The 16,799-nt window shown below is 45.6% G+C and carries 14 protein-coding genes, 1 pseudogene and 1 riboswitch; of the genes and pseudogenes, 7 read left to right on the top strand and 8 right to left on the bottom strand.

The window, feature by feature from the left end; translation table 11 throughout:
* Nucleotides 1-60: 60 nt before the first annotated feature.
* Complete coding sequence (locus AC3ISQ_RS06645; protein WP_489351668.1) at nt 61-4,296, bottom strand: Tc toxin subunit A; 4,236 nt, start codon at nt 4,294-4,296, stop codon at nt 61-63.
* A gap of 299 nt (nt 4,297-4,595) precedes the next feature.
* On the opposite strand from AC3ISQ_RS06645, the gene AC3ISQ_RS06650 reads away from it, so the two are divergent.
* Both AC3ISQ_RS06650 and AC3ISQ_RS06655 read left to right on the top strand, forming a co-directional pair.
* The gene (locus tag AC3ISQ_RS06650; protein ID WP_489351670.1) at nt 4,596-5,468 is read left to right on the top strand and encodes a LysR family transcriptional regulator; all 873 of its coding nucleotides are present in this window, start codon (nt 4,596-4,598) and stop codon (nt 5,466-5,468) included.
* 182 nt (nt 5,469-5,650) lie between these two features.
* Nucleotides 5,651-5,740 (top strand): annotated as a pseudogene (locus AC3ISQ_RS06655) (alpha/beta hydrolase); the annotation flags it as partial.
* An 18-nt stretch (nt 5,741-5,758) separates the two neighbouring features.
* Here the strand turns inward: AC3ISQ_RS06655 and AC3ISQ_RS06660 are convergent.
* Nucleotides 5,759-6,652, bottom strand: coding sequence for a LysR family transcriptional regulator (locus AC3ISQ_RS06660; RefSeq protein ID WP_489351672.1), 894 nt, complete (start codon nt 6,650-6,652; stop codon nt 5,759-5,761).
* A 27-nt stretch (nt 6,653-6,679) separates the two neighbouring features.
* Nucleotides 6,680-7,132: a GNAT family N-acetyltransferase gene (locus tag AC3ISQ_RS06665; protein ID WP_489351674.1), complete on the bottom strand. Its 453-nt coding sequence runs from the start codon at nt 7,130-7,132 to the stop codon at nt 6,680-6,682.
* Nucleotides 7,133-7,259: 127 nt separating this feature from the next.
* Here AC3ISQ_RS06665 and AC3ISQ_RS06670 point away from each other — a divergent pair, with 127 nt between their 5' ends.
* The 3 genes from AC3ISQ_RS06670 to AC3ISQ_RS06680 all read left to right on the top strand — a co-directional run bounded on the left by AC3ISQ_RS06670 (nt 7,260) and on the right by AC3ISQ_RS06680 (nt 9,832).
* On the top strand, nt 7,260-8,264 hold the full coding sequence (locus AC3ISQ_RS06670; protein WP_489351676.1) for a Fic family protein: 1,005 nt from the start codon (nt 7,260-7,262) through the stop codon (nt 8,262-8,264).
* Nucleotides 8,265-8,358: 94 nt separating this feature from the next.
* A riboswitch (TPP riboswitch) is annotated at nt 8,359-8,449 on the top strand.
* Between the two features lie 35 nt (nt 8,450-8,484).
* Complete coding sequence (gene thiD, locus AC3ISQ_RS06675; protein WP_489351678.1) at nt 8,485-9,312, top strand: bifunctional hydroxymethylpyrimidine kinase/phosphomethylpyrimidine kinase; 828 nt, start codon at nt 8,485-8,487, stop codon at nt 9,310-9,312.
* 61 nt (nt 9,313-9,373) lie between these two features.
* Entirely contained in the window at nt 9,374-9,832 is a 459-nt protein-coding gene (locus AC3ISQ_RS06680; protein WP_489351680.1) for an inhibitor of vertebrate lysozyme family protein, read from the top strand.
* Nucleotide 9,833: 1 nt separating this feature from the next.
* Here the strand turns inward: AC3ISQ_RS06680 and AC3ISQ_RS06685 are convergent, their stop codons facing one another.
* On the bottom strand, nt 9,834-10,760 hold the full coding sequence (locus tag AC3ISQ_RS06685; RefSeq protein ID WP_489351682.1) for a LysR family transcriptional regulator: 927 nt from the start codon (nt 10,758-10,760) through the stop codon (nt 9,834-9,836).
* Nucleotides 10,761-10,925: 165 nt separating this feature from the next.
* On the opposite strand from AC3ISQ_RS06685, the gene AC3ISQ_RS06690 reads away from it, so the two are divergent.
* Together AC3ISQ_RS06690 and AC3ISQ_RS06695 are read left to right on the top strand one after the other, a co-directional pair.
* Nucleotides 10,926-12,005, top strand: coding sequence for a 4-oxalomesaconate tautomerase (locus AC3ISQ_RS06690; RefSeq protein WP_489351684.1), 1,080 nt, complete (start codon nt 10,926-10,928; stop codon nt 12,003-12,005).
* Nucleotides 12,006-12,061: 56 nt separating this feature from the next.
* Nucleotides 12,062-13,495: an anion permease gene (locus AC3ISQ_RS06695; protein ID WP_489351686.1), complete on the top strand. Its 1,434-nt coding sequence runs from the start codon at nt 12,062-12,064 to the stop codon at nt 13,493-13,495.
* On the opposite strand, the gene AC3ISQ_RS06700 is transcribed toward AC3ISQ_RS06695, so the two are convergent.
* The 4 genes from AC3ISQ_RS06700 to AC3ISQ_RS06715 form a co-directional block, all read right to left on the bottom strand.
* Entirely contained in the window at nt 13,443-13,811 is a 369-nt protein-coding gene (locus tag AC3ISQ_RS06700) for a transposase domain-containing protein (RefSeq protein ID WP_489351688.1), read from the bottom strand. The genes AC3ISQ_RS06695 and AC3ISQ_RS06700 overlap by 53 nt on opposite strands.
* A 135-nt stretch (nt 13,812-13,946) precedes the next feature.
* Complete coding sequence (locus AC3ISQ_RS06705) at nt 13,947-14,162, bottom strand: hypothetical protein (protein ID WP_489351690.1); 216 nt, start codon at nt 14,160-14,162, stop codon at nt 13,947-13,949.
* Between the two features lie 88 nt (nt 14,163-14,250).
* Nucleotides 14,251-15,528 carry a tetratricopeptide repeat protein gene (locus tag AC3ISQ_RS06710; RefSeq protein ID WP_489351692.1) on the bottom strand — a complete coding sequence of 426 codons (1,278 nt, stop codon included), beginning with the start codon at nt 15,526-15,528 and terminating at the stop codon, nt 14,251-14,253.
* Between the two features lie 491 nt (nt 15,529-16,019).
* Nucleotides 16,020-16,706: a GntR family transcriptional regulator gene (locus AC3ISQ_RS06715; RefSeq protein WP_489351694.1), complete on the bottom strand. Its 687-nt coding sequence runs from the start codon at nt 16,704-16,706 to the stop codon at nt 16,020-16,022.
* Nucleotides 16,707-16,799 lie beyond the last annotated feature (93 nt).

Raw genomic sequence — 16,799 nt, forward strand, 5'->3', positions numbered from 1 at the left:
GCAACGCTCAGGTTGTTGGATAGAGAAAATAGGTGGGGTGCCCCACAGGTTATTCGGTAATTAGGCTGTTACCTGTGCTGCTACCAACGATTCACCTACGGGTTGCCAGTCGCTATAAACGGAACTAGTACTGAGTACTGCGGTTTGCAATAACGGCGTCACGGAAAGACCGCTTTGCTGTCCCATGGTTTGTAGGCGCATCACACAATCAACTTGGGTGAGTGTCGTGGCGATAGCGTCCGTGCCTGTAAGGCTGTTGGTAGCATAATTTACTGCCAGTTGTACTTCGCTGGCCTCCCAACCTAACAACTCTGCTAACACTTGTGCTGCTTTGGTCGGAGTGGGAACAATTGTGGGGCTTACCGCATTCACCCAGCTTAAATAAGCCAGAATATCGTCTTCATCTGCCGTGGTTTGCGTCATCCAATCCGCATAACGGCTGAATTGGTAGAGCATAGCCGTATCAATGGTGTTATCTAATAACCCAAACCATGCGGTATGGTTCAAGTAATTGTTTAACATGGCAGGTGTTAACTGGAATTGTTGAGTGATACCTGCCCGGCATCCTACACTCAACAATAAAGCCAGATAAGTGAGTAACGTTGGATCTTGTGGGTCCGTGGTGTCTTTCAGCGTCCAGCTCTGGCTGAGGAATTGATAAGTACTAGCGTTCGCCCATTGTAATAATAATGGCGGTAGACTTGGTTCCAGGTTAAAGGTTTTGGCTATACTGCTATTGGCAATACCATCTTGGGTAAGCTTGGTCTGATAAATTAGGTTGGTCAGAATGTTGGCGATATCGTCATCGGACATGGGGCTGTTAAAACTTATTTGGTCAATATCTAAATTAACGGCTTGATAGATGGTGGAGAAAATACTTACGCCATCACTAGGTACTATAGCTTTAATCAGCCCATTATTATCAATAAGATCACTAAGCACTTCCATCCAGTTTATCGTGTAGGTCTCTTCATCACTAATTTTATATGTGGCATCGGTGACCTGTGTATTAGCACTGATAATACTTGCCACTTGATCGCTGGATAATGCAGAGTTCCACAATGATATATCGCTGTAGTATAATGTTGCATCAGTGTGTGCGGGGTAATATGTTAGGGCACCATCTTCGTTGAATGCCCAGTAATTACCGTCGGTAAAGGTGGAACCGGTAAATGTCTCTGTATCTAAGGTAACCGCTGTACCATCAACGTAAACAGTGAGTTGTTTGTTTGATGTGGAATAGACTAGGGTGATATATGACCATGACCCAACGATATACGACAGAGTGCTGTCACTTATGGTGATGTTATCGCTGTCGGTAAATGTAACTAACAATTTACCTGAAGATTGAGCCATGATTGATATGCCAGTGGGAGTCTCTGCTGATGGTACGGAGCAGCATATTACAGGGGCATTGTCTGTGAGTGTCTGTGGCACATTCAGCCAAAAACCTATACTGCAATCGGACTGAAGAGAAAACTGGGAGTTGATATCTGAAGGTAATTGAAGATATTGCCCTTTGGAGGCATCTAGAGAATAGGAAGGCTCAAATTTTGCATCAGTATCGGTGAGTAACATATAAGTCGAACCTTCAGCAAGCGTGTTTGCTTCATTTGGCACACCACAGGTTTCCAGTTCTGTTTCATTTAGCAAGGCTGAAGCCAACTGTTGGTCAATATCCGCAATTAAATTAAATTGCGCTGTGGTGGCATATTGTGGTGTGTTTTGTGTGTTAGCTAGTGTCACCAACGCCAGCATTACCGTAGGTGAAAGGCTATGTTGTTGTAACCATTCGTGGGTGTTGGCCAATGTCATCAGGCTGTCCAACATATCAGCGCTGTCAGTATCGGTTGGATTGATTACAGGCACTGCTGCAAATTGCGGCAGAGTGCTATCCCCCAGCAGTTGCATCAGCGCCATACCCTCTGCCAAAGTCAACCCTAAAAGACGTGGCAGCATCACTAACCGGTAAAATGCGGAGACTACTGCTAATGAGCATGACAATAAATTGGCCGCACTACCAGGCTGTTCAGCATAGATTTTATCTGCGAGGAAACGGAACTGGGTTTCACTAATGCTTAAACCAGCACACAGTTGTTTCACAATGCGTTCCTGTGGATCGGTATAATCGAAATCTGCATCAGTAATGGTAAAAGGTGTTTCAAACAAAGCCGGCGAATTAAATATCTGGTCCAAGAAAGGCACCGCAGGTGTGATGGCATAAGGGGGAATTTCATGTAGGATAGCTGCAAATTGAGATGGTGTTACAGCGTAATTATCCTGATAATAGTTAAATACTCCTAACATCCTGACGGTATTAGCATTCATTGTTTGCGTGGTGCTACTTTCAGCCACCATTGTCGCTGTGAGCAATAAATCAACCTGATCGTAAGGTAATGCTAGCCAATGCTGTAAGCGCACCATGCGGTTAATGCGATCCATACTGTTATCAGACGTGTTTTTTAAACGCGGGAAACCCCCAATAGATCCATCTAGTGGGTAATAATGAGTCATGCTAGTGTAGCCACCTCCAGGTTTATTATTGGTGATAAATCCGTCAATTTCACTTGCTGATAAACAACGTTCCCAAACCGTGATGTCATCAATAGCCATCACAAAGCGTCTATCAGGATAACTGGTATAATAACTATTTCCGAGATTACCATTGAACCCCCAGGCTTTATTATCGATCAGTATTGAACCCAAGTTGGCACAGTCAATTGGGGTTGGAGTGACAGTGGTGCCATCAGTACAAAAATAACCAGTCAATAATGGGCTGGTGCCATCTGAACTGCCATTAGCATCCAATGTAAGTGCAACAAACATCCAACTATCGGTTGGGAGTGGTACATTAGCCGTATCAGTAGTAGTTGTTGTTCCGTCACTGACCGTTAGTTGGAATACTTTATTCTGATCATTATCAAGATGTACAAATAATGCCATACCGGTAGTGGAAGTAGCAGCATCATCGATTTTATTTGTGGTGATTAACGCCAGATCCTGGGCACTTGCATCAATCTTGCACCAAAAAGCGAGGGTAAAATCACTAAGAACCCCGCCACGAGCACTGACATCATAATCCAGATAAACTTGAGCTGATTGTAATGCATCAATTTCTAATGCATTGCCAAACTTACCATCGATTGCTTCAAGGCCGTTATCCGAAAAAATCAGTGTTGTCTCTTCACTTTTAGTATCGGTTTGAATATTGTTTTCACTTACAATAGTAATAGGGGGACTCGTGGTGTTATTAATAAATACGGCACCGTAATCGGTTGGAATTTCTGTTGGTGTACCAACACAATAATTCTGTGAGGCAGTCACTAAATATCCGCCCGCAGTCCCGGCGATCAACTGCTCTACCTGAGGTACCGTAAGCGCTGTTCGTTGAGTAAAAATATCCAATGGCGCCAGAGCATTGTAAGAATCCGTCACCATACCAAAGTTATTTAAATAAAATGCACTTAATGCCTCAGGATCATCGATGTCCACCTCAGTTTCTGTAATGATTTCATATTGTTCAGGTGATAAATTAGCCCCCATCCGGCTGGCTTCCTGGCTTTTCCCTGGTTTGTTGGCGGCAGATAAAAAATAAGGCCAGGTGGTATCAGCTTGAGCAATAACTTGTTGCAGACTGAGTTGGCAATTAGCCAGTGACAATACTGTTTGTTGTTGTGGGAATGTGTATGGCAGCAGATTAGGGTAACGTGTTTCCGCCAGTGTTTGGTCTGCCTTGTCATCTATGTAACTCTCTATCGCCGCAGTCAGCACATCGTTCACTACATCCAAGGCGGGGATCACTTGGTTAATGGCATTGTCGTTGATCATGAGTTTAGGTATGTCGGGACGACGGTTTGCCAATGTGAAAATTTCTGCAAGGCCGGGTTCATTTATTTCCCAATTGTGTGCCTGATTATACAGCCATACCAAGTAAGATACTGGTGAGTCGTTAGCCTCTGGCGCACTACTTAAGCAGTAGCTAGACCAATTATCGTCAAACAATGATTGGTAGGTTGGGCTATCTTTTTGTAACCCTTTAAGGCCCCCTGCATGAGCCACTCCCCTCATAAGACCATTTTTCCGAAATACACGGCTGACCTGAGTAGCAAAGCCTACCGCCAAGTCATACACTTCAGCGGTATGTCGACTAAAATCACGCCGATGTTTTTTGATAAATTCACTTTTACTGAGTTTTATGATGTCAAATACTGAGTAATAACCGCACTCTTGAAGTTTGTTAGTGAGTTGTAAAACATCTTCAATTCGACTAATAAGTTTACTTGTTGAAGTATCCATGCCATTTCCTTTATTTTTATGGGCTATTGATTATTCAATGTGTATATTTATTTTTTATAAACATGAAGAATTAACATTTGATTGAATCTGTAAAATAATTAGCAAATAAACTTAAAAAACAATTTTGGTGTGGAGTTCTTGAGTAAGATTACTTGACATTGGTGGTATTTCAAGTTCATTCTTTACCAGTAAAGTTATCATTATTTGCTCTTTAATTTTATGAATTAAAGGTAAAATTAACGCACTCATGTAACTTAAGCACGCCTCTTCCGTAAATGATAAATAGAGAAGGTATCAAAATGAGTGATTTTATTGCAAAGAAAATGCAGCACTTTATTATCGTGGCACAAAAAAAGAGTATTTCTCATGCAGCAGAATCTATATGTATAACTTATTCACCGTTAATTAAGAGCATCAACGAGTTAGAGTCGAGGTTGGGTAGGAAACTTTTCTGCAAAAAAGAAGGGAGATTGGAAATGACAGAGTTTGGTGCTTCACTGTATGAGGTATTACTTCCTATTTATCAGGATTTAGTTAATATAGAGAGTGATATTTTTCTACACAAAAACAATAAAAATGTCACATTTTTTATTGACAACCAATGTCCCGACATTATCAACTATAGGTTTTTTTCATCTGGAGGGAACAACACGGAGAGCATCAATATCTTGCAAGAGGAACTTAATGAATATTCGTTGGCAAGAATATTGTTCAATAATACCAATGGAGTGGTGGTTTCATTAAGTGAGTTCACTCACTCTGACTTGATTGATTTTTTGGATATTACTCCGGTTGAGTGTTGTTTTGCAATACCAGAAAAATATAAAGAACAACCTATATCAAAAGTCATTAGTGTGCTTCCTATTTTGCAAGGTGCATCTAATAAAACAAAAGACATGTGCTCATTTTCTCGCGTGATCAGTAATGTACTCTCCGAAGGGGAGATTATTCCGAGAGTAATTCCATGTCAATTTGATATTGAAACTAGGTTGAGATTGATTTCCAATGGGGAATATATGGGTGTATTTACTTGCAAGGCTGCCTCTTTCATTAATTACCCCGGTGTCAGTTTTGAATGCTTGGATGGTGGAAGATTTCTGGTTCCCTATCGAGTTTATTTCCTTAAAGAACGATATAATAAAATGGAAAAAACTCTCGCGAGAATAAATTGAGTTAATTTTTATCTGTTAGTTGTACTTTTTAATTTTTTTTACCAGGGAAATGGATGAATATTCAACCCAGTGGTTATTTTATACCTTAAATTGATGAGCATTTATGAATACCATTCATAGTGTCTATCCCCTACGCAGTGATTATCCGCAAGTATAACCCCAGTAAGATAAGTGCATTCACTATTCCAGAAAAACCAACCGCTATGCTTGCAAAGGACAGTTGGCGAGGCCGGTTAGCGGTGGCTCGCCAGTGGCGAGACGTGGTAAATAAGCGCAGTGTTGCTGGTGGCTTATTCTGAATAACGCAAAGCATCAATGAGTAGCGCGAAAGCGGGCGGATGTTGCTTTCGGCTTGGATAGTAGAGGTAATAGCCCGGAAACATGGGGCTCCACTCTTGTAAAACTTGGATCAGAGTTCTTGATTTCAACGCATCCTGAACCGTGTCTTCAGGCACACAGGCGAGCCCAAAGCCAGACAGTGCGGCGTCGATCCTCTCAGCCAGCGGATTAAAGGTCAGTTGACCTTCCACCTTCACGCGTAGCGGTTTGCCGTCTTTTTCAAACTCCCAGTGATACAAGCCGCCTGCCGTTGGTAAACGCATATTAATGCAGCGGTGATGCTGAAGGTCATGAGGGGTTTGTGGCATCGGCTGCGTTTCGAAGTAGGAAGGGGCACCGACCACCACCATGCGCATATCCGGCCCGATCCTGACCGCCACCATGTCTTTATCGACACTTTCCCCCAAACGAACGCCAGCATCAAAACGTCCGTCCACAATATCGACAAAACCGTTATCGACCACCAGTTCGATGTTGATCTCTGGATATTGCTTAAGGAAAGGTTTGAGCTTTGGCCACAGCAGGCTGCGCGCTGAATGCTCCCCGGCGGAAAGACGGATATTGCCTGATGCGCTGCCATGCGACTGAATGATGGATTCCAATTCATCTTCCAGTTCGTCGAGACGAGGCTCAAGGCAAGCGATGATCTGCTCGCTCATTTCCGTCGGTGCGACACTGCGAGTCGTCCGCGTCAGAAGGCGGATATTTAAACGTTCTTCTAAGGCTTTGATCGCATGACTTAATGCTGACTGCGAGACGCCAAGTTTGCCTGCGGCTTTGGTAAAACTCCTTTCCCGTGCGACGACGAGAAAGATCTGGAGCTCATTGAAGTTTTCTTTAAGCATTGAGTGTGTCCTAAACGAGAGACAGAATTAATGGTATGTGTTGAAACCTGTGGGGTTCTTGTTTGCTGAATGCATCAAATAATAATCTTCACTGCCATCGTTACCGGTTTCGACAATCTGCCAGCCATGTTTACGATAAAAATTCAGCGCTTTTTCATTCTTAACCAAGCACTTTAGCGAACCCGTTGAGGTAAATGTCGCCTCCGCTGCACGCAACAGGGCGCTGCCAATCCCTTGTGGTGGTAAATGCGGATCGATATACAGGTGATGGATGAAGTTCTCCGCTTGGTAAATCGCCACAAATCCTAACAGTTCACCGTTTTGTTCAGCCACCCAGATCTCTTCACCCAATACCGAGCGATCAAAATCCATCAATTGGTGATCGCTAGCGTCGTGCCAAGGAAAGGCGGCGTTGCGAGCCGCGAGGTATAGCGCGCGTAAGCTTGGACGATCGTGTTCTTCGAATTTTCTTATTTGCATGAAAGAACCTGCGATAGTGTGATTATCTGTCATTCAGGGAGGCCAACTGCTTGATATTTCGTATTCAACCCTCCATGATTTGCCCAATACGGTAGGTTTGTGAGTAATAGATGATAAGGGGAGCAAGATGGCCGATTACCAGCCACCTTATACCATAACGCCAACCATACTGAATCAAGTGGTTGAGGTGGGTGAATTATTGGGACGTTGGGCAGCGCAAGCTGAACAATCCTCCCCTTTATTACGCAAAGAGAATCGCATCCGTACAATACAGGCGTCACTCGCTATTGAGCATAATAGTCTGTCGACTGAACAAGTTACTGCAATTATGGACGGCAAACGAGTCCTAGCTCCGGCAAAAGATATTCAAGAAGTACGTAATGCTATTTTGGCTTATGAAAGCCTACCGGACTGGCGGAGTCATCAATTAGATGATTTGTTGAATGCACACCGCTTACTCATGATGGGATTAGTCGATACTCCAGGGCAACTGCGCCAGGGTAATGTGGGCGTCTATCGTGAAAGACAACTGATCCATATGGCTCCACCTGCCAATCAGTTACAACGTTTGGTTGGCGATCTACTCACATGGTTGCAGCACACTGACATCCACCCGCTAATTGCCAGTTCTATCTTCCATTATGAATTTGAATTTATTCATCCATTTGCTGATGGTAATGGGCGTATGGGGCGTTTATGGCAAACACTGATTCTCAGTGAGTGGCGCTCAGAGCTGGCTTGGCTACCGGTAGAAACGTTGATTCATAATCAACAACAGGAATATTACCGAGTATTAGGGGAGTGCGATAGAGTCAGTGATTGCACGCTTTTCATCCAATTTATGTTGGGTAAGTTGGTTGCGGCATTAACTGAAGGGATCAGCTCACAGAGTGCTGAGATGTCGGTAGAAATGTCGGTAGAAATGTCGGTAGAAAATAAGCCACCTTTAAGCTCGACGGCAGAGCGTATTCTCGCGGTAATTACTGGCAACCCCACTATCACCATCGTTCAACTGGCTGGTGAGTTGGGCGTCAGCAATCGTACTATTGAACGCAATATCAATACATTACAGGAAAGAAGACGCTTAGTGAGGGTAGGGGCAACGAAAAACGGTTATTGGCGAGTTGTTTGATGAAGGCGTATGTTTGCCAAGAGGCCGACTTCCGCAGGTGATTTACAAGTTTCTTTACTGACAGTACTCTATCAACGCTTTATTAAAATTTGATTTAAATGACTCGGGGTGCCTATCTAGGCTGAGAAATACCCGTATTACCTGAACTGGATAATGCCAGCGGAGGGAAGTCTCGGTGCCCCAACCGGCCCCGCCTTCTTGAACGCCGGTTGGGAGTAGCATGAACACTCGACCTACCTTAGTGGCTCAACCACGCATTAATGCGCTAACCATTGCAGGCACCGATCCTAGCGGTGGAGCCGGCATTCAAGCCGATCTGAAAGCCTTCTCTGCGCTTGGTGCTTATGGCACCAGTGTGATTACCGCATTGGTTGCGCAGAATACTCGTGGTGTGCAATCGGTCTATCAAATCGAACCCACTTTTGTTGCCGCTCAATTGGACTCGGTATTGAGCGATGTGCGTATCGACAGCGTCAAGATGGGTATGTTGGCGAATGCGCAGATTGTCCAAACGGTGGCGGAGCGTCTGCGTCATTATCAACCGCCGTTTGTGGTGTTAGATACTGTGATGCTAGCAAAAAGTGGCGATCCGCTATTAGCACCGGAAGCGGTGGAATCAGTCCGTCGTGAGCTATTGCCGCTGGTATCGATCATTACCCCTAACTTACCGGAAGCCGCCGCGTTGTTGCAGTGTGCCCCGGCACAAAATGAAATGCAGATGCGTGAACAAGGTCGGGCACTGCTCGCGATGGGATGTCAGGCGGTGCTGATGAAGGGCGGCCATCTTAGCGAGGGGGAAAGCCCAGACTGGTTGTTTAGCGCACAACAAGAACAACGTTTTACCGCACCACGCATTGCGACCCGTCATACCCACGGCACTGGCTGTACTTTATCTGCGGCATTGGCGGCACTGCGTCCACGTTATGATTGTTGGGCAGATACAGTCGCGGCAGCAAAGAATTATCTACAACAGGCGTTGCAGCAGGCGGACTCCTTGGAGGTTGGACAAGGGAGCGGACCGGTACATCATTTTCATGCATGGTGGTAACTCAACTTTTTCAATCAATAGTGGTCTGATTGATTTAGGTGTTATTTAACAGGATCGGGCCATGACAGGAAAAAGCGCAGCTTATCTTATATTATGTGGCGCATTACTCAGTTTTAGCCTGAGTAGCACCGCCGAAACGCTCGATACCACCGCAGATTTGATCCAACAGCCGGGCTATCAAACCAGTTGGCAGAGTATGGTGAAGGGGCAGGCCAAATTACCTGGTTGGGCGCGCAAAGGTGTGGGGACTTCAACACCGCCAACGACGGTTAATTGGCAAGGGCAAAACTATCTAGTGGGCAATATTTGTAAACCCCATGATTGCTCTAATAATTTTATGTTAATCGCGTTCAAAAGCGATAAATCCCAAGTATGGGGTGTGCGGGTAGAAGTGGCTGCTCAACCGGGCGCGATAGAGCACCCTAAAAAATACGCTAAGTATCAGTGGTTGGGGAAACCTAACGACAGCATTAAGGCATTGCTGAATCAGCAGTTAGCTGAAGATCCTAATTGGAAGTAAGTTACAAATGAAATCGTTCTGACCACGGGTGATGTTCCTCTTGGTTCCACAATGTCATGAGCAACTCGACAAAGCTGTTGGCGCAAGGGGATAACGATGCATCGCGGCGTTTGACCAATCCTAAGGTGCGCCGGATGACGGGATCAACCAGTGGTTTGCTGACTAAGGTCGGATGACCATGTTTGGGCATTGCCAAGCTAGGCAGTGCCGCAATGCCCAGCCCCGCCTCGACCAAACCCAGTGACGTCGACAAATGGCGAACTTCATAGAACCATTCCGGGCGTAAGCCAATCTTTTTTAATTCTTCTTCGATCAACAGCCGATTACCGCTGGAACGTCGTACACCAATCAGTTTGTGTTGCAGTAACTCCTGCCATGACACCAGTTTTTGCTGGCTTAAAGGATGATCGTGCCGGCAAGCGACGACAAAAGGTTCGCTGACTAGTGGGGTAAATTCGATATTGGCGTTTGTGACGTTGTTCATATTAATACCAAAATCGGCATCCCCACTGAGTACGGCTTCGAGACAGTCATACGCGCTATGCTCCAGTATACGGATACCAATATTGGGGTATTTATTGTTAAAGGTTTTGATCACATCAGGCAAAAAATAGAAGGTTGCGGTGGGGACGCAAGATAAGGTGATGTGACCCGTTTGGCTAGCAGCTAACTCATCGATACTGAGTAATGAGCTATCAAAAATAGTGATGAGATTCTGTGCATTGGGCAGTAGTTGCTGACCGATGCGTGTTAAGGTTACTTTTCTGGTGGTGCGCTCAAATAACGGTTTACCTAAATTCTCTTCGAGTTTTTTAATTCTGCGTGTTAAAGCAGATTGAGTGATATTTAACATGCTGGCAGCTTTAGTGAAGCAACCGGTCTGCGCTATCTTAACAAAAGCCTTAATTCCCTGTAGTTCATTTTTCATAAAAATCCTTGTTCATGCGGGTATGTGGTAAATAAAATTAATTAAATACTTTTCATTTATGATCAAATGGCATTAATCATTTCTTATTTTGCATTAGTGTCGCCGTTGTCCTCATGGGATTATGCGCGAAATTTCGCGATTGACATAATTTAATGAGGATATGTGATGCTAAAGATTCCTTGTGTATTAATGCGAGGTGGAACCTCGAAAGGCGCTTTTATTTTGGCTGAGCATTTGCCTGATAATATAGATGAGCGTAATGAAATATTGCTTTCCATAATGGGAGCCGGTCATGAGTTGGAAATAGACGGCATTGGTGGAGGGAGCCCACAAACCAGTAAAGTTGCCATTATCAGCCCTTCTTCCGACCCGAATGCTGATGTGGATTACCTGTTTGCTCAGGTTATGGTGCAACAACGTCAGGTCGATACCACCCCTAATTGCGGCAATATGCTGTGTGCTGTTGGCCCGTTTGCCATTGAACAGGGGCTAATCCCCGCGACCGATCCCGTCACACAGGTTCGTATTCGTAACGTTAATACCAACACCTTAGTCAATGCGGAAATACAAACACCAGATGGTGTAGTGACCTATGAAGGCGACACGACTATTGATGGCGTTCCGGGGCAAGCGGCACCTGTGGCACTGACTTTCTTGAATGCCTGTGGGGTAAAAACGGGGCATTTATTACCGACGGGCAACCTCGTTGATAACTTCTATGGTGTAGAAGTGACTTGCATCGATATGGCGATGCCGCTGGTATTGGTAACGGCAGAGGCATTAGGGAAAACCGGGGACGAAACACCGCAACAGTTGGACGAAGATAAAGCCTTTTTGCAACGTTTGGAACGGATCCGTCAGGCTGCGGGTTTGGCGATGGGGTTGGGTGATGTTAGCCAGAAAGTGATCCCAAAACCGGTACTACTGACCCCTTCACGCAACGGCGGTACATTGAGTTGCCGTTACTTCATGCCGCACCATTGCCATAAATCTTTGGCAGTAACCGGTGCTATTGGCATTGCTACGGCCACTACTTTACCCGGCAGTATCGCAGCGCGCATGGTGCATCAACCAGAGGGTGTTCGTTTCCTCCAGCAAGTTGATGTCGAGCATCCTAGCGGCAAAATTAGAGTGAATTTATTTAATGAAGGTGAACAACCAGAAACATTACAAGCGTCCGTAATACGCACTGCGCGTAAATTACTCTCTGGTGATGTTTACGTTTCTGAATGCTCCCATAAATAATTTTTACGTGGTAGGGAAATAACATCCTCCACTATTCTGCTAACAGGGAAATAACAATGAGCAGAGAACGAGCATGGAAGTTAGGCATATTATTAATCATTCCACTATTAACATTTATTTTTCCCTGTCCTGAAGGATTGACCGAGCTGGCGTGGAAACTTTTTGGTATTTATCTGGCGGCGATTGTCGGGTTGGTAATAAAACCCTTCTCTGAACCTGTCGTATTATTGATCGCCATTGCTGCCTCAATGGCCGTTGTTGGGAATTTAGGCGGGAGTGAAGTGAAAATTGCGGCGGTGCTCAGTGGTTATTCCTCTGGCACCACTTGGTTAGTTTTTTCTGCCTTCACCCTGAGCGCCGCTTTTGTGTTGACTGGATTGGGAAAACGCATTGCCTATATTTTGATTGGTAAAATTGGCGGGACAACGCTGGGATTAGGCTATGTCACTGCATTTCTTGATCTGATCTTGGCACCAGCGACACCTTCGAATACGGCACGGGCTGGTGGCATTGTTTTGCCGATCATCAACAGCGTTGCCGTGGCGTTAGGTTCTGAACCGGATAATGGTCCACGTAAGGTGGGGCATTACCTGATGCTCAACGTTTATATGCTGACCAAAACCACCAGCTATATGTTTTTTACCGCGATGGCGGGCAATATTTTGGCGTTGAAAATGCTCGTCGATATTTTGCAGATCAAACTGAGTTGGGGGGGCTGGGCACTGGCCGCATCAGTGCCGGGCATTATTATGCTGCTGTTGATCCCATTGATTATCTACAAGATGTACCCACCAGAAATTAAACGTGTCGATAATAAAGCTATTTCTGCACAAGGACTGAAAGAGCTAGGCCCAATGACACTGCGGGAAAAAATGCTGTGTTTGCTATTTGTTTTGGCTTTATTGGGTTGGATATTTAGTTCTTCGATCGGGATGAACGAAGCGGCAGTCGCTATTTGTGTCATGGCATTGATGCTGGTGCTGGGGATCGTTACCTGGGATGACGTGCTGAAAAACAAAGGTGGCTGGAACACCCTGATTTGGTATGGCGGCATTATTAGTCTCAGCTCCTTGCTCACGAAAACCGGCTTCTTTATCTGGCTGGCTGACACCATGGCGAAGCACATCAATTTTGGTGATCACGGTAACGTCGCCTTCTTAGTGATCGTCTTCCTGAGCGTGATTGTTCGTTACTTCTTTGCTTCTGGTAGCGCCTACATTGTGGCGATGGTGCCAGTGTTTGCCACCTTGGCGAATATCTCTGGCGCTCCAGCGATGCTAACTGCTCTGGCTTTGTTGTTCTCCAATTCTTACGGCGGTTGTGTCACGCACTATGGTGGTGCGGCTGGCCCAGTGATCTTTGGTGTGGGTTATAACGATATCAAATCTTGGTGGTTAGTCGGCTTGGTGATCACGCTAGTGACCTTTGTTTTACAGGTTACGCTGGGTGTCTGGTGGTGGGAGTTGCTGATGGGTTGGGGCTATCTGTAACGTATCGCCGGAGCAATATTATGTTTTCTGACGAGTTTATCTTCAAATAGATCATGCGGCGACTCAGCAGGAGATTGCGGATATCCAACAGTTCCTGCGCCGCAATGATCTGAATATTGATGTTTCGGTTGATGTGTTGATCAGCGTTCACACCGTGTTCGGCCATCATCTCCATGGGTAGCCGATGCTTACGGATTGTCACGATACCAGTACCAGCTAGGCACTCATCGATAAGCTCAAGGGAAAGTAGGTCAGAAAGTGCAACAAACTCTTTAGGTGTAAATTTATGAACGGCATCAATCTCCTGAAGTAACATAATAAAAAAATCCGTAATCGCATTGCTGGATTACGGATTTTTACCCAGCTACTGGGTCATTCAAGTGATCCTTAACTGACCGGCATTAGGCCTGAAGCTTGGGTTAATTTTTAGCACTCATTGAGAATTATATTACTACCACTGGTTAGTGGGGGTGGGGGGGGGAATGCTTAAGGTGGAAACTTGAAGTGGCTCCTCTTTCATTGACACCTTGCTATTGAGCCCATCGACAGCGTTTTGCAACTCACCAACCCGGAAGCTTTCAACTTTCACTTTTTTTGCAAGCTCAGAAGTGATACCAAAAGCCCCGGCTAACTGCTCCTCGGTGTATTTATCAAAAATATTCGCCATACTGTTCGACTCCTTAGTGAGATGGAAGTGAAATTATAGTTTACTTTTCGTACACTGAGGTGAACTAAATATTTGCGGCAGGCATCGTTCATGGGATGGCCTCATTCACTACCTCAACCCGTACCTCACCGCGATGGAAACCATCAGCAAGAAAAAAGGGAACCGGTAACCGCCACTGGCCATCACACACCGCTGCCGTGTAGCGATAGCTCGCACCTTCAATCTTCAGTATCAACGCCTGCTTTTCTCCCTCGGCTTTGCTGCTCGTACCAGACAGTACGGTAAAAGCAGCATTACTGCCGACGTGGAAATACTTGGCATGCCAGCGTATGGGAGGGTGCGGAGGCCAAGAACGGGCATGGTAAAAACAGAAGAGCTCATCGTGATTTAAAATACTCTTCCGCACCGTCGGCCACAGCGCAACTTCAAGAAAACGCTGATCCATAAAACGTGCACTCCCTTGATAGTTCGTCACAAAGTGACGCATCATTTCCTCGACATTTGGGAGCAGTCCACCGCAGCCGCCCCACATTCCAGCAAGTAATAGCTGGGTATGGGTGAAATAGTCGCGCATATGGTGGTAATAAAAAGGTGATTGCAACCATTCGGCAACACTGACTTGTTCGCGCTCAGACAGCAGAGAATCGGCATCGCGTACCAAAAATCGCTCAACCTGCGGATCGTCCATCACCAAAAAACGCCATAGTGTTGGATAAATACCTTTTTCATGGCTCATATCGATAAGGTTGGCACCCGCGCACTCAAGCCGCTGCCAGACATGCTGTGGAACAGAGTCATCCAGATAAACACGACAACGCCAGGCTGGAAACAACTCTGCTGCTGTGCGAACATTTCTGATTAAAGTTTCGCAATAACGCGGTTGGTCGCCATACAGGCTAAACGTAATGACGTTTTTTTCCGGCTGCGTAACATTGAAAGGGCGCGGAGGTGAAGGCGGCAATGGCCAGCTTTTCCCCCGGGCAAAATGCTGATCCGCCAGAATTAAAGATTCCAGACCATAAATGCGCATTTGGTCAATTTTCCCCATATGACCGCACAGTTCCGTCAGACCCTCTAACCAATGTTCAGGAATTTCATTCCGCCGAGGTGACTGATAAATATTCAAGTAATATTTATATGCCTCATTATACTTGCCCTCGCGCATCAGGCTAAGAGCATAATCGCTTTGTAGTTGTATACTTTCAGGGATCAACTTCAGTGCTTGTTCGCAATATGATGAAGCGGTTGCATAGTCATTTTGAGCCATCGCAGAATGAAAAAGCGCAGCGATGGCTTCAATATCTTTTGTCTCAACCTCAGCGTTAATCTGATTCGATCGGCAAGTGTGGATGAAGGAGGTGGGCATAGTTTTTAATTCATCTTGTTATTAAAGATATTTAAACATTAGCCTATACCCGTCATACTTGAAGCTGCATCTTTGTTGGCTGCTCTCACTCACCCGAATCACTTACTGGCGTAAGCTCATCGGGACTCCTTCGATTGCCGCGTTACTCGGCTACGCCTCGCCCTGTTAGGGCCAGCGCAAGCGCTGTTCAAAAAGGCTGGAGCCTTTTTGTGATGCAACTCCAATTATTTAGGGTATAGTTTGAGCGCCAAACGTACGGTAAGAGGAAAAACTGATCTGAAAAATCGATTATTAGGCAGAGGGGGCTGTTAATTATCTTGCAGGTGAAAGTATTACCTCTACTCAGGTGGCACAAATTCAGTGTGCCACTACTTACAGTAATTGAAACCGTTAAAACGAAACTAATGAAATAGGCGCAAATAGGTACGATTGATAGTGAATTCCATCTTTGGGCGGATTAACGAGGTGATCGGCTGACCACCACGAGAACGTTACTCTTCGGCGAACCATTCGTTGTTTTGCAGGGAAATTGGGGTGATCGAGTAGATCATTTCCTGCAAATGTTCGTGGATCGCGCGTTCGGCGGCATCGGGATCGTGCGCTTTCAATGCCTCGAAGATACGGTAATGTTGTTGGATTAGGCTTTCCGGCGGTGAGACTTCACTCAGGCTGAGGAAGCGCACGCGATCCATCGTCGCCTTGATGGTTTCAATGGTTTCCCACGCTAACGGGCAATTAGCTACCTGGGTGAATAGTTGGTGGAATTCATCATCCAGCTCCAGAAACTCACGTGTTTGCTGATTCTGTGCTGCTAATTCTTGGCGATGCAGATTATGTTCCAGCATCATCAACTGTTGTGGCGTGATGCTGACCGCCACGCGACGGATGATGGCACATTCAACCGCCTGACGAATAAAGCGTCCATCGGCGACCCGCTTGGCAGATATTTTCATCACGAAAGTTCCACGTTGCGGTAATACCTGTACCAATCCCGATTCCGCCAGTTTGATAAAGGCTTCGCGTACCGGTTGGCGTGAAACGCTAAAACGGGTAGAGATCTCTTTTTCGGAAAGCAAGGTACCGGGAGGAATGGTGCAATCAACGATATCCTTACGCAGGAATCGATAAATTTGCTGATTGACCGGCAGGGTATTGGTGAGACTGTAAGATTCAGACATGGCTACAAGTCAGCTACTAAGGCTTTGAATTGGGATGCCACCATACTAGCAGATTATCGCTTGGCTGCGGGTGGATTAAATCCACCCGCATCG

It is taken from the genome of Serratia sp. KH_031 (genome assembly GCF_057839655.1).

What these genes read in the sequence shown, in the direction of transcription:
- AC3ISQ_RS06645 (WP_489351668.1), bottom strand. Translation starts at nt 4,296, where the DNA reads ATGGATACTTCAACAAGTAAACTTATTAGTCGAATTGAAGATGTTTTA.
- AC3ISQ_RS06650 (WP_489351670.1), top strand. Translation starts at nt 4,596, where the DNA reads ATGAGTGATTTTATTGCAAAGAAAATGCAGCACTTTATTATCGTGGCA.
- AC3ISQ_RS06660 (WP_489351672.1), bottom strand. Translation starts at nt 6,652, where the DNA reads ATGCTTAAAGAAAACTTCAATGAGCTCCAGATCTTTCTCGTCGTCGCA.
- AC3ISQ_RS06665 (WP_489351674.1), bottom strand. Translation starts at nt 7,132, where the DNA reads ATGCAAATAAGAAAATTCGAAGAACACGATCGTCCAAGCTTACGCGCG.
- AC3ISQ_RS06670 (WP_489351676.1), top strand. Translation starts at nt 7,260, where the DNA reads ATGGCCGATTACCAGCCACCTTATACCATAACGCCAACCATACTGAAT.
- thiD (WP_489351678.1), top strand. Translation starts at nt 8,485, where the DNA reads ATGAACACTCGACCTACCTTAGTGGCTCAACCACGCATTAATGCGCTA.
- AC3ISQ_RS06680 (WP_489351680.1), top strand. Translation starts at nt 9,374, where the DNA reads ATGACAGGAAAAAGCGCAGCTTATCTTATATTATGTGGCGCATTACTC.
- AC3ISQ_RS06685 (WP_489351682.1), bottom strand. Translation starts at nt 10,760, where the DNA reads ATGAAAAATGAACTACAGGGAATTAAGGCTTTTGTTAAGATAGCGCAG.
- AC3ISQ_RS06690 (WP_489351684.1), top strand. Translation starts at nt 10,926, where the DNA reads ATGCTAAAGATTCCTTGTGTATTAATGCGAGGTGGAACCTCGAAAGGC.
- AC3ISQ_RS06695 (WP_489351686.1), top strand. Translation starts at nt 12,062, where the DNA reads ATGAGCAGAGAACGAGCATGGAAGTTAGGCATATTATTAATCATTCCA.
- AC3ISQ_RS06700 (WP_489351688.1), bottom strand. Translation starts at nt 13,811, where the DNA reads ATGTTACTTCAGGAGATTGATGCCGTTCATAAATTTACACCTAAAGAG.
- AC3ISQ_RS06705 (WP_489351690.1), bottom strand. Translation starts at nt 14,162, where the DNA reads ATGGCGAATATTTTTGATAAATACACCGAGGAGCAGTTAGCCGGGGCT.
- AC3ISQ_RS06710 (WP_489351692.1), bottom strand. Translation starts at nt 15,528, where the DNA reads ATGCCCACCTCCTTCATCCACACTTGCCGATCGAATCAGATTAACGCT.
- AC3ISQ_RS06715 (WP_489351694.1), bottom strand. Translation starts at nt 16,706, where the DNA reads ATGTCTGAATCTTACAGTCTCACCAATACCCTGCCGGTCAATCAGCAA.